This is a genomic window from Acinetobacter sp. ABJ_C5_2, assembly GCF_044538485.1.
Lineage (GTDB): Bacteria > Pseudomonadota > Gammaproteobacteria > Pseudomonadales > Moraxellaceae > Acinetobacter > Acinetobacter nosocomialis_A.
Window position 1 is genome coordinate 37,622 of the sequence record NZ_JBIUCS010000022.1, and the last position, 12,662, is coordinate 50,283.

General features: G+C 37.1%; 10 protein-coding genes and 1 tRNA gene. 4 read left to right on the forward strand and 7 right to left on the reverse strand.

All coding sequences use genetic code 11. The annotated features are described in order from the left end of the window. Positions 1-93: 93 nt before the first annotated feature. Complete coding sequence (locus ACH8JV_RS15085; RefSeq protein ID WP_343570064.1) at positions 94-1,356, forward strand: diguanylate cyclase; 1,263 nt, start codon at positions 94-96, stop codon at positions 1,354-1,356. A 60-nt stretch (positions 1,357-1,416) separates the two neighbouring features. On the opposite strand, the gene argG is transcribed toward ACH8JV_RS15085, so the two are convergent. Continuing rightward, positions 1,417-2,775 carry an argininosuccinate synthase gene (argG, locus tag ACH8JV_RS15090; protein ID WP_396522179.1) on the reverse strand — a complete coding sequence of 453 codons (1,359 nt, stop codon included), beginning with the start codon at positions 2,773-2,775 and terminating at the stop codon, positions 1,417-1,419. Between the two features lie 264 nt (positions 2,776-3,039). On the opposite strand from argG, the gene ACH8JV_RS15095 reads away from it, so the two are divergent. Then, entirely contained in the window at positions 3,040-5,070 is a 2,031-nt protein-coding gene (locus tag ACH8JV_RS15095) for an FAD-dependent oxidoreductase (RefSeq protein ID WP_396522181.1), read from the forward strand. An 85-nt stretch (positions 5,071-5,155) separates the two neighbouring features. Beyond that, a tRNA-Ser gene (locus ACH8JV_RS15100) sits at positions 5,156-5,245 on the forward strand. Positions 5,246-5,579: 334 nt separating this feature from the next. Here ACH8JV_RS15100 and ACH8JV_RS15105 read toward each other — a convergent pair. From ACH8JV_RS15105 to ACH8JV_RS15125, 5 genes are all read right to left on the reverse strand, one after another. Continuing rightward, on the reverse strand, positions 5,580-6,179 hold the full coding sequence (locus ACH8JV_RS15105) for a TetR/AcrR family transcriptional regulator (RefSeq protein ID WP_396522183.1): 600 nt from the start codon (positions 6,177-6,179) through the stop codon (positions 5,580-5,582). Between the two features lie 4 nt (positions 6,180-6,183). Beyond that, on the reverse strand, positions 6,184-6,501 hold the full coding sequence (locus tag ACH8JV_RS15110; RefSeq protein ID WP_063098363.1) for a cupin domain-containing protein: 318 nt from the start codon (positions 6,499-6,501) through the stop codon (positions 6,184-6,186). A gap of 791 nt (positions 6,502-7,292) precedes the next feature. Further along, positions 7,293-7,652 carry a RidA family protein gene (locus ACH8JV_RS15115; protein ID WP_151741659.1) on the reverse strand — a complete coding sequence of 120 codons (360 nt, stop codon included), beginning with the start codon at positions 7,650-7,652 and terminating at the stop codon, positions 7,293-7,295. 1 nt (position 7,653) lies between these two features. Beyond that, complete coding sequence (locus ACH8JV_RS15120; RefSeq protein WP_396522186.1) at positions 7,654-8,895, reverse strand: D-amino acid dehydrogenase; 1,242 nt, start codon at positions 8,893-8,895, stop codon at positions 7,654-7,656. Positions 8,896-8,975: 80 nt separating this feature from the next. Next, positions 8,976-9,854: a LysR family transcriptional regulator gene (locus ACH8JV_RS15125; RefSeq protein ID WP_396522188.1), complete on the reverse strand. Its 879-nt coding sequence runs from the start codon at positions 9,852-9,854 to the stop codon at positions 8,976-8,978. 115 nt (positions 9,855-9,969) lie between these two features. Here ACH8JV_RS15125 and ACH8JV_RS15130 point away from each other — a divergent pair, with 115 nt between their 5' ends. After that, entirely contained in the window at positions 9,970-11,397 is a 1,428-nt protein-coding gene (locus tag ACH8JV_RS15130; RefSeq protein ID WP_396522190.1) for a gluconate:proton symporter, read from the forward strand. 182 nt (positions 11,398-11,579) lie between these two features. Here the strand turns inward: ACH8JV_RS15130 and ACH8JV_RS15135 are convergent, their stop codons facing one another. Next, entirely contained in the window at positions 11,580-12,398 is an 819-nt protein-coding gene (locus tag ACH8JV_RS15135) for a YqiA/YcfP family alpha/beta fold hydrolase (protein ID WP_396522192.1), read from the reverse strand. Between the last annotated feature and the right edge of the window lie 264 nt (positions 12,399-12,662).

Consider the following 12,662-nt stretch of genomic DNA (forward strand, 5'->3'; position numbering starts at 1 on the left):
ACGAGAATTACGGACAAATGGCAAAATAAAGCGCAGGGAGCTTTAAAAATTAATGTTATATTTTGTTAACGCGAAATATGTAGGAATCGACTAGTGGCGAATAGGGGAAATGTTCATCAATTACTCAAATCTAAAGAAGAAATCGAGTACTTGGTCACTCTACATACCCATCGTTACGCCAATATGCCTTTGCCAAAAAAACTTGAAAAAAAATTCTGGTGTTTAAATCTTGACCGCACTCGGCAAAATATTTCAAAGTTTCTAGCAAGCGGTGTACTCACTTATTTAATTTTCATTTTGTTAGCCCTTCCAACTGACTACTTAGTGATAGGCAAGCCTTATATTACTTTGGACTTTGTTCATTGTGTATTAAGTGCCATGAATATTGCATTCGCACTTTTACTATTTTGGATTTTTGCCAGATTCAAAAAACTTTCTGAGCACTTTTATTTTGCGGCCTGCGGCATCGTTTTCTTTAGCATTATTACGAGTGCTATGTTGTTGCTGAGTGTTGGAAATATGGCACTTAAAAATCAGTCGATGTTGCTTCTTTCTTTTTTATATATGCTTGGGTTTATCTTAAGCGGGATCAAACCACTCCATATGCTGTATGTAGGTTTATCCGCAGCAATACTGGTTTTTGTTTTTCTTAATTTATTAAACGTAAATTGTGATTATATCGCGCTGGGTCGTGCTTTATTTGGTACTTGTATTTTAGGTTTTTCAATTAGCACGATGCTTATCTCAAGAGAGCGAAGTCTTTTTTTAAATAACCAACTTGCTGAAATTAATGAACAGATTTTACGGATAGAAGCATCTGAACTACTGCATTTAAGTCAGCAAGATGCGCTGACTCAAATTTCAAACCGTCGTACCTTTGATGAAATGTTTGATTTCTTCTATTACCGAGCAAATCAAGAGAAACGTCCTTTAGCTGTTTTATTTATTGATATTGATTTTTTTAAAAACTATAACGATTTTTATGGGCATCAGATGGGGGACAAAGTCATCTCATCTATTGCTTCTGCAATTAAAAACTCGATTCGTCATGTCGATTTTGTTGCGCGTTATGGGGGTGAAGAGTTTGTCGTACTGTTACCTGAAACACCTGCACAGGGTGCTTATTCAGTGGCAGCAAATATTTATAAAGCCATCGAACGGCAAGCTATTCCTCATGCCGCTTCATTAGTGTCGAAGTACGTCACTATCAGCTTAGGGTTTACCGTATATACGGGCGGATTAAAGATGGGACAAGATAACTTAATTCATGCAGCAGATCAGGCTTTATATCGGGCAAAGCAACTCGGACGGAACCAAATTTATTATCAACCTTTACAAGTTGCCGAAATTGCCTAACTTAACTTTAAATATAAAAAAGCCACCTATAGAGGTGGCTTTTTTGACGTCATAAGAAAATTATTTTTTCTTAATGTCTAATTGAGGGATTGCAGAACCTTGACCGATTGAAAGCAAGCCAGCATCTGTATAGATACCTAGTTTTGCACGTGTATCGGTAATGTCGAGGTTACGCATAGTCAACTGACCAATACGGTCCATTGGCGTAAACATTGAATCACCTTTTTCCATTGTTAAACGTTCAGCTTCGTACGTTAAGTTTGGAGATTCAGTGTTCATGATGGTGTAGTCATTACCACGACGAAGTTCAAGCGTCACTTCACCAGTAATCGCTTTAGCAACCCAACGCTGTGCAGTTTCACGAAGCATAAGCGCTTGAGAGTCGAACCAACGGCCTTGGTAAAGTAAACGGCCTAAACGTAAACCGTTAATGCGGTATTGTTCGATTGTATCTTCGTTATGAATACCCGTAACCAAACGCTCGTAAGCAATATGAAGAAGGGCCATACCCGGTGCTTCATAAATACCGCGAGATTTCGCTTCGATAATACGGTTTTCGATTTGGTCAGACATACCTAAACCATGACGACCGCCAATACGGTTTGCTTCAAGAATAAGTTCAACCGGATTGTTAAAAGTTTGACCGTTTAACGCAACAGGTACACCTTCTTCAAAACGTACAGTGACTTCTTCAGGTTTGATTTCAACTTCTTCTTTCCAGAAAGCAACGCCCATAATTGGGTCAACGATTTTGATACCAGCATTTAGGTATTCAAGATCTTTCGCTTCGTGAGTCGCGCCCAACATGTTTGAGTCAGTTGAGTACGCTTTTTCTTTTGACATTTTGTAGTCAAAACCATTATCGATGAGGAACTGTGACATTTCTGCACGGCCACCAAGCTCATCAATAAAGTTTTGATCTAACCAAGGCTTATAAATTTTAAGATTTGGGTTAGTCAACAAACCATAACGATAGAAACGTTCAATATCGTTACCTTTATAAGTTGAACCATCACCCCAGATGTTTACGTCATCTTCTTTCATAGCAGTAACTAACATTGTACCTGTTACTGCACGACCGAGTGGAGTCGTATTGAAATAAGGAACGCCGCCTGTACTGATATGGAATGCACCACACTGAATTGCAGCAATACCTTCAAGCGCCAATTGTAAGCGGCAGTCAATTAAGCGAGCTTTTACAGCGCCGTATTGTTCTGCTTTCTTTGGAATTGCATCGTAGTCGTCTTCATCTGGCTGGCCTAAGTTTGCAGTGTATGCATAAGGCTCAGCGCCTTTTTGTTTCATCCACAATAAAGCAGCTGAAGTGTCTAGACCACCGGAGAAGGCAATCCCAACTTTTTTGCCTACTGGTACATGCTGCAAGATAGTTGCATTATCAGTCATTGCTAATCCTAACATTTATGAAAAAGACCCCGTTGAGGTGGTCTCGAGAATTCTGAATGGCGGCTATTGTAGCACTATTCATGGTGCTTTTTTTGGCAAAAAAAGCATTAATTCACTTGTTATGATTGGTATTTATTATTTGAAGAAAACATAGGATTGTCTTCTTTATATATAGATTGACCATAATCTCGAATAAAAAATAATTCTTGGTCATCCAAAATCGTTAAAAAAGTATTAAAGTACTATGCAACAAGTTGCAAAAAAATATTGGGACGCAGCATGACAAGTTACGCCAATTTATTAAAACCATTACATTTGGGCTTCACTACCATTAAAAACCGTGTAGTTATGGGTTCTATGCATACGGGATTAGAAGACCGCTTTTTTAACTATCCAAAACTGGCAGCTTATTTTGAAGAGCGTGCAAAAGGTGGGGTTGGCCTGATTGTGACAGGCGGTATTTCTCCGAACCGTCAAGGCTGGTTGGCACCTGCGGGTGGAACCATGAATAGTCTCTTTGATGTTCCTCAGCACCGTTTGGTAACCCATGCTGTCCATAAACATGGCTCTAAAATCTTAATGCAGATTTTGCACGCAGGGCGTTATGGTTATCAGCCATTTGTGGTGTCTTCAACAGCAATTAAATCACCAATTTCACCATTTAAACCGCGTCAGCTTTCTGAAAAAAATATTCTCAGCACAATAGAAGATTACGCACAGTGCGCTGACATTGCTAAAAAAGCAGGTTATGACGGCGTCGAAATTATGGGGTCAGAAGGATATCTGATTAACCAGTTCTTAAGTCGCCATGTAAACCAGCGTACTGACCGTTGGGGCGGTGAAATCGAAAACCGTATGCGTTTTCCGGTTGAAATTGTGAAAGCAATCCGTGCGAAAGTAGGCGAAAAATTTATTATTTGCTTCCGTTTATCGCTACTCGACCTTGTACATGACGGTAACACCATGCAAGAAGTAGTCACTGTTGCTAAAGCTTTAGAAAAGGCGGGTGTCACTTTATTAAATACGGGTATTGGTTGGCATGAAGCACGTGTACCAACCATTGTAACGTCGGTACCTCGTGCAGCATTTGTCGATTACACGGCTCATGTAAAACAACATATTTCAATTCCAGTCATTGCATCTAACCGTATTAATATGCCTGAAACTGCTGAAGAGGTTTTGGCAAAAGGCAAGGCAGACATGATTCAAATGGCTCGTCCTTTATTGGCCGATGCTTTTTGGGTAAATAAAACTGCGACCAACCGTGTTGATGAAATTAATACTTGTATCGCGTGTAACCAAGCGTGTTTAGATCATGCATTTAAAAATAAGCGTGTGTCTTGTTTGGTTAACCCACGTGCAGGCCATGAAACAGAACTGGTCTATTTAAAGACTAAACAGCCAAAACGTATTGCCGTTGTAGGTGGTGGTGTAGCTGGTATGTCTGCTGCAACTGTGGCGGCAAGTCGTGGTCATGCAGTGACTTTGTTTGAAGCCAATAAAGATGTAGGTGGTCAGTTCAATTTTGCCAAGGTTGTACCAGGTAAAGAAGAATTCCACGAGACAATTCGCTACTTTAAAGTACAGCTTCAAAAAACAGGGGTAGATGTACGTTTAAACACTCGTGTAAATCGTGAGCAACTTGAGCGTGAAGGTTTTGACGAAGTTATTGTGGCAACGGGTGTAATACCACGTGCTTTAAAAATTGAAGGAAGTAATTCACCACAAGTTCTTTCCTATGCTCAAGTTTTACAAGGTGCAGAAGTTGGACAAAAAGTTGCAGTGATTGGGGCAGGTGGTATTGGTTTTGATGTATCTGAGTTTTTACTTAAACCACCACATCAGCCACAGCCTCAACCTTTAGCAGAGTGGCAACGTGAATGGGGTGTAGACCCAGATCCGAATTATATTTCTGAAGGTGGTATGCAGCCACCTGTGGTTGAACCAGCAATACGTGAAATTTATTTACTACAACGTAAAACAACATCTCTCGGTATTGGTCTTGGCAAGACTTCAGGTTGGGTACACCGTGCACAACTTAAAAAGCATGGTGTACGCATGTTACGTGGTGTGCAATATAAAGCAATCACTGATGAAGGGCTTTGGATTGAGCATAATGGTCAAGACCAGCTTTTACGTGTAGACACGGTTGTGGTGTGTGCAGGTCAAGAGTCGGTAAAAGACTTAATGCCAAAAGAAGGTGAGTCGACTATAGCGAACTACCATATTATTGGTGGAGCAAAGCTCGCAGCAGAGCTAGATGCGAAGCGTGCGATCAAAGAAGGAGCAGAATTAGCTGCTCGATTGTAAAATTGATGAAACAATATGCACTTGAACACAAAGCGGTGATATTTTTCTTGAATAAAATGAATAAGCTTTGTATTCTTACGCACATGGAAGCGTGGCAGAGCGGTTTAATGCACCGGTCTTGAAAACCGACGAGGGTGTGAGTCCTCCGTGAGTTCGAATCTCACCGCTTCCGCCAAATTCGAAAAGCCCCTATTAAAAGCAGGGGCTTTTTTCATATGTGTATTTAATACTTAATTTTAATTAGTATCATCAATATGTTGGTTGAAGCTAAATAGCATGATCAACAGATACTATATTATTATTTACGTGCCATGATGTGCAGTACCCAAAGCGGAAAATAAACTTTCCAGCCTGCATGTCGGCTGTGACTATAAGAATGGCTATAAGCAAGAAATCGATAACCATCTGCTGTGTATAAGATTTTAATTACAGGCTCTTATCCTTTAAATCCGAGCATTTAACCAATAACAATTAAAGCGCAGATTCTAGAGCTGTTAGAGCCTGTTTTTTTATTTAACGGTTGTGAGCAACATAATGTTGAGGAAAGATTTAGCTTTTGAGCGAAAGTGTGTACATGGGCTCTCATCAACTAGAGAGGTGGCCATGATACCTTCGAGAGAAGCAAATATGATTTCAGCCATGTCTCGCTCTGTTTCAATAGGTTGAGGTGATTTTTTTTTTGCTTGGCATAAAGTATCTTCTAACCAATCGATATTCTGTTTGGCGAACAACCTCAATTCACTTACACATGGCTCTTGCTGGAAAGAGGCTTCTCTCACCATTACCATATATAAGCATAGACGTTTTTCGTCGTTCAGCATCTCGGCGAAAAGTTCAGAATATGCATGCAGTTTTTGGGTTAAGCCATCCAGTTTTTCAATTTCCTGCAATCGATAGAATTGCTCTTCTCTGTAGTGTTGAAGTGCAGATCGTGCCAGATCATCTTTAGACTCAAAATGGTAGTAGAGACTAGGCGCCTTTATTTGTAAGCAGTCAGCGATTTGTCGCATGCCTAGTCCGCTGAATCCATGCTGTTGAAACAGATGAATTGCGGCTCCTAGTATTTTTTCTCGCGTCAAAGGTGTATGGTTTTTTGTAGAGGAGGTCATAATATTATTCCGTCAGTTCAATACCGCCATGATGAGTAATGAACAAGAGAGTGTTCTCTACGGCAAATGCCTTATGTTCGTCAGTACCTTGAACTTGTAACACATCTCCAGCCTGCATTTCGACATCGTTGAAGCGAATCACACCTTCTAAAACAATGATCTGTTCCCATCCAATATGAGTGTGTTTTGGAAAACTTGTTCCAGCCTGAAATTTTGCTAAATAGCTTTCAATACCGTCTTCACTAATCCAAGTTCGACAGGTTTGAACTCCTGGGATATTACTATCAGTCCAGGTACGATCTTTTTGACTAACTAAAATCATTTATAACTTCTTAGATAACTGAATTTTAAATAATCTAACTAACGTTTGTTAGAAAGTCAATGTGAAGTAAATTTTTAATGTGGAATAGTAGATATTTATGAGTGTTTTTGCGGAGTGAGCTCAGAGATATTTGAACAAATTGCTAGATTCTATTACTTAAAGTTGTAAAGTTTTCCTTAAATAATACATCGAGTATTTCCAGAACTTTACAATTACAAAATTGGGGGCGTCCTCAGGCTAATCTTAAAGAGTGTTAAGATTTAGTATTTTAAAATGTTGATATAAATCGCATTTTGGTTATATTTGAATAGATGTAGAGTATTTTTTAAAGATTATTTTGGTTCGCGAAAAGTTATATTAACATCTAGCCAAAATGGTAAGAGAACAATTTTCATCATTGAATTTTAATTAGTATTGTTTAGTTAATATTTACAATTTCGTTTTTAATAAATTTCATCTAAAAATTATTTGAATATATATTGTATTTTCTCATCAAATCATTACAGTAGATATTGTTAGGCTCTACTTTTTTACTATTTCAGGCTCAGTGGTTTTCACTAGACCCATTTCAAGTTTTTGGAATGGGTTTTTTTATTTTAAAAATGTCTTTTGAAAATTTATTTTGTCTCAACCTAACTAACTGGTCAGATTAAAATCAATTCGTAAAGTATTTAGTAAGGATGAGGTGATCAGCGTTACCTCTAAAGATGTGCAACATCGAGTTGATGAGTGGTTATAATTGAGAGTGAGTTAATCAAGCTAGCAAATTTACTAGCTTGACTTTAAAAATATTATTTAACACTCGCCGTAACCATTACTTCTACTAATACTTGTGGACGTGCCAAATCTGCTTGAATAGCCGCGCGTGCTGGTGCTGCTCCATCTGGTAACCATGCTTCCCAACATTCATTGAACACTGCAAAATCTTCGGCAATATTTTTAATCCAAATTTGTGCAGTTAAAATACGGCTTTTATCACTACCAGCTTGTTCAAGTAAAGCATCAATTTTTGCTAGAACTTCTAAAGTTTGTTGCTTGGCATCAGCATCTAAAGTTGTTGGAACTTGACCCGAAACATACACTAAACCGTTATGAAGCACACAACCTGATAAACGTGCATTTGTGTCAATACGTTGAATGTCATGACTCATTTTATTTCTCCAGAGATAAACCATCTAATGTAATTGGTGATGTTGCTTGGCTAATTAACTGACTAATGACCATGGCACAACCAGCAGCTAATGTGAAACCTAAACTACCTTGGCCAATATTTGCCCATAAATTCAAATATTTCGTACGACCCAGAATGGGTAAACCGGTAGGGGTGGATGGACGTAAACCACTCCATTCTTGTGCAGTATTTACACCCAATAAATCGGGAAATGTTTTTCGTACCGTATCTTTCAATGCATTTATACGTTCTTTTCGAATGTAGATATCTTGATAGCCAATATCGACCATTGCGGCAATGCGAAGCTGATTCCCCAATTTTGCATATACAATTTTATTTGCATAATCGGTTACGCTCATATTGGGTACAACATTGGTTTTTTCTGGGAAGGGTAGAGTCAGGCTATATCCTTTTAATGGATAAACTGGGACTGAAATACCTACCATATTAAAAAGTGCAGTACTGCTATTGCCCGCAGCAACGACAAATTCATCTGCTTCTATACGTCCTTGATTTGTTTCAATCGCAGTAATTTTATTATTTTCTGCAAAAAAATCTGTCACTTCATGTGTATATAAGCATGTGAAGTTACGACTCTTTTCTAGTGCTTTATACAAAGCTAAACAAAATTTGTAGCAATCTGCTGTTTCATCATCTGGTGTATAAATTGAACCCACTAATGTAGATCCAATACCTTTCAATGCAGGTTCAAGTTGAACGGTTTCTTCCGGTGAAAGCACTTTTTGTACAGTTGGATCTATCGTTAATGCTGCTTTTTTAAATGCTTTTTCATTGCGATGAATAATCATTTTTCCTGATTTTACCCAGTCAAAATCATCAATTTCATCACGCCATTTAGACATAATACTTTGACTATATAGGGATAACCGTAAAATATGATTGCCGTTCACAATATTGTCTTTACGATTACATGCCATGAGGAATTGGAATAACCACGACCATTGAAGAGGTGAAAAATTCAATTTAAAGTTTAAAGGCGAATGGGCTTTTCCTAACCATTGCAGCGCCTGAAACGGAACGCCTGCATCCGCTAAAGGTGCAACATAGCGATAACTGAGTTGACCACCATTTGCAAAACTTGTCTGGCAGCCAATCTTGTCATTCGCTTCCACTATTGTAACTTTATGACCTGCTTGAATAAGTGCATAGGCTGTACTTAAACCAATGACTCCACCACCAATGACAACGACATGTTTTTTCATTCTTCCATGCTATATTTGCAACACACATTTGTATTAAAGAAGAAGAAAAAGGGTTAAACAAATGAGTTTTTACATAGTACTCATAACTTTTGGTTAATCGATGGTGTCATCGAAGCAATTTCTCTTTTTATTAATTCAATAAAATCTTCAGTCGCTTTGGTTGTACTTACATTGGCATTTTTTAAAATATAAATTGTGGTATACAAACTTGGTTTTATTGGGTGAATCATGTGATTTGGTAAGGAGTGTGCAGCAGTATAAATATCGGTAATGCTACAGCCTAAACCTTCACGTACCAGTTCACTCGCCATATAGTAGGTTTGTACATTCACAATACTTTTATTAAATGTTCTGTACTTTTTTACGACTTGCATGAGGGAATCTGCGTAGGGTTGAATCCACCTGTTTTCATCAATTGAATGAATATCTTGATTTGAGTCAATAGGTTGAGAATCAATATAAACCAGAGGGATTTCCAGAACAGGTGTGGCAATAATGCCATGCTGAGTATGGGGCTGGAACGTCACCGCAATATCAATTTCACGTCTTAATAATTTTTGCTCTAGTGCTTGAGTATGATCTGTACCAATATTGACAAAAACATCTCGGTATTTTTTTAAAAATTTTGCAGTTAACTTGGGGATGAGACTCAAACCTAAACTGGGTAAACATCCGAGTGTGATTTGACCTTGAGTATTTCTCGCCAAATTATCCGTCAACTTATTTAATTCATTTATTTTTTCATAAATTGGCTTAATTTCATCATACAAAGTATAGGCTTCTTTGGTTGGCTGTAATTTTCCTTTGACCCGTTTAAATAGTGCAAAACCAAGCCGTTGCTCTGCATGTTTGAGCAATTTACTTGCGGCAGGCTGTGAAATACATAACGATGATGCAGCCTCTGTGAGTGAACCAAAAAGCATGACTAAATAGAATATCTCTAGGTGTCGAAGATTCATAAATGAGCACATAACTAATAGTTATAGGTAATCTATTAGAATTCATTATTTAATGTCAATGAACCCTTGTAAATTGGTATGAAATTCAATGCCCAATGATCAAGGAGTGATACATATGTCAGTTGAGCAATCTTCTATAACAATACCTAATATAAGGACACCTAAAAATATTGCCCTTATCACCATTATTATTCTTAGCTTTGCTTTAGCATTTTATGCAAAAGGCCTACCAATAGAGGAGGTCGGTTTAATTGGGTTATTACCTATTTTTGCTTTAGCTCTCTTAACTGTTATCGGTCTCGATATTGTCCTTGCTGTTATTATTGCGATTATTATCAGTGTGATAATGACATCTACCAGTGTATTTGAATTAGGTGGAATTCTTGCAAAGTCTACGGGCTCATTTATTGCGACTGTAGGTCTTATTATTATGTTGGGAGCCGGGGTTGGTGAAGTTGCCAACCGAACAGGCGCAGCGAAAGAATTGGTCAAATTTATTGTCCATAAAGTCGGGCTTTCAAGTATTCCTCGCGTGAAACTTGGCATCATGATTTCATCAGTTGTTATTTGTGGTTCATTGGGTACTATGGCAGGTGGTAATGCCATTATTGTTGCTGTCATTATTCCCATTGCTGCAGCAGTTGGTTTAACGCCGCCTACCGTTGCTTTGCTTTTGATGACGGCAGGCTCTGTCGGTCTCTTTATAGGACCTTTTACACCAAGTACAGTGACTATTTTAGAGTTGGGAGGCTTGACCTACCCGCAATATTTGAGCACTTGTGCCATACCTATGAGTGTTGTCACACTTCTTACAGGTTGGTTCATGTCTGGCTATATCCAAAAGTGGACTTTCGGAAAATATACCTATAATGAAAATTTCTTAGAACCTTCTGAAAAAATAGAAAGTGCCTCTGAATTGAAAAGAAGTAAACGTGCAGCGATTGTATTTATTGGCACAATTATCGTGATGGCAATTCTTGGAATTATTTTTAAAGCAGGCTTTAGTTTTGCAATTATTGTGATGCTTACTGTTGCCACTTTAACAGGCCTCGTTGCGGGTTTTAGTCCTAAGCAGATTTTAGAAGCACTCTACGAGGGATGCGGTAAATTGGTCTGGATGTTTATTCTTTACTGGTTATACAATCCAATTTTAGTTCTTGTTGAAAAACTCAATGCTTACCAAACACTATTAGATCATGCGACACCGTATTTGGTCGACTTAAGTCCTGCTATGCTGTGTTTTGGTATTTTCTTATTTAATATTGTGGGGCATATTCCAGGGGCAGCTGTTGCACAAATGACCTTTACCAATAAAATTTTTGGACCAATTTTACTGGCAAATGGGGTTCCACCTGTAGCGGTTACAGCAGTTTTATTATCAAGTTCCCAAGTAGACTGGTTTGGTCCTTTCCCATCTTCTGATATGTTTGGTCAAATGGGTTTAGCACGTTCAAGTCAACTGAAATACATGCTCTATGGTGGTTGGGCCATAGTGATCGCAAATATTTTACTCTTTGCGGTATTGTTTCAGATTTTGAATTAGCTCCTACAAATTAAAGCTATTTCTTATTTAAATGAATTTTAGAAGCCTTTTAAACTAGAAAGTTTAAGGGGCCTTATTTTTACGACAATAACAACTTCATCTAAGAGAGTAGGAGTTCAAAATTCAATCTATTCGCTTTTAATAAGAAGAGAACCCTTTACAGTCCAATCTAATCAATATTTTTAAAAATTATAATTTCTGATATTTTTTAAAAGATAATGATCTTTATTTTTCTCAATTATGAAATTAAAGTTAGCTTTTCGCATGGAAATTTTTTTTAAGGTTTGGACTATTTCATAGGGAATAGGAGAATATTTCTTAATACCATTAATTTCATAAAGCCCTTTCGACTTTCCATTATCTGTTTTTATACCATCCAACTCTCCATAAACTATTGTGAGTTCTCTTTTATATTCCATTAAAAAACGCCAAATTGATGATGAATAAAAGCTATAGGGTTTGGAAATTTCATCTTTAAATTCATTTCCATACATTTTTTTGACTGCTTGATCTGAATATATTGCTGGGCATAACAGAATCAATCGATCAATTTGAAATTTTTTCGCTAAATTGATTGCAATATAACCGCCTAAACTATATCCAATAACAATATCCACTTTTTTTAGAAGGCTGTAAAAAACCATACTTTCATTTATGTTCTGTGATAAAGATGATTTCGTTTCACTTGTATTATTTAAACCACTTAAATTGAATGAAAGCATTCCAATATTTTTACTTCTAAGTAGATTTTCCAAAGGACTTAAAGAACTTAAATCAGAGTTGCCGCCATGTATCAGTAAAGCAATTTTCTGTGGAAAACCATCACAATAATTGAATTTAGCTTCTAATTCATAAGTACCAAAGTCATGTAGAAAGAAGAAAGAATTTTCTTTTTCAGTAGGTGCATTATTTTTTAGCTTATGCGTAGGAAAATTCGTTACTTTAGAAATAGGATTAGAAAAATATCTATCTACAATTGATATAATTTCTTGTTTTTCCATAACTCATATTCCTATTAGAAGTGTTGAGAGTGCTCGTTTGTATAAAGTAAAATTGAGAGCATAATGACTTCATAATTATATTTTTAAAAGTATAAATTATACTGTTTTAATAAATAAAAACCTCTGTTTAAAAATAAAAAATCACTGAGGAAAGAAGTGTAACCAAAAAATATATTGTGTAGAGATTTGCCAATGTAACCAATAAATCTCAAATGTTATATTTGTTTTAGACTCTAGATTAATTGTTTTTTTACTTTGTCTTAT

Excerpts from the sequence above, each read along its gene's own strand:
- ACH8JV_RS15095 (WP_396522181.1), top strand. The coding sequence starts at position 3,040 with ATGACAAGTTACGCCAATTTATTAAAACCATTACATTTGGGCTTCACT.
- ACH8JV_RS15135 (WP_396522192.1), bottom strand. The coding sequence starts at position 12,398 with ATGGAAAAACAAGAAATTATATCAATTGTAGATAGATATTTTTCTAAT.
- argG (WP_396522179.1), bottom strand. The coding sequence starts at position 2,775 with ATGTTAGGATTAGCAATGACTGATAATGCAACTATCTTGCAGCATGTA.
- ACH8JV_RS15115 (WP_151741659.1), bottom strand. The coding sequence starts at position 7,652 with ATGAGTCATGACATTCAACGTATTGACACAAATGCACGTTTATCAGGT.
- ACH8JV_RS15125 (WP_396522188.1), bottom strand. The coding sequence starts at position 9,854 with ATGAATCTTCGACACCTAGAGATATTCTATTTAGTCATGCTTTTTGGT.
- ACH8JV_RS15105 (WP_396522183.1), bottom strand. The coding sequence starts at position 6,179 with ATGACCTCCTCTACAAAAAACCATACACCTTTGACGCGAGAAAAAATA.
- ACH8JV_RS15110 (WP_063098363.1), bottom strand. The coding sequence starts at position 6,501 with ATGATTTTAGTTAGTCAAAAAGATCGTACCTGGACTGATAGTAATATC.
- ACH8JV_RS15120 (WP_396522186.1), bottom strand. The coding sequence starts at position 8,895 with ATGAAAAAACATGTCGTTGTCATTGGTGGTGGAGTCATTGGTTTAAGT.
- ACH8JV_RS15130 (WP_396522190.1), top strand. The coding sequence starts at position 9,970 with ATGTCAGTTGAGCAATCTTCTATAACAATACCTAATATAAGGACACCT.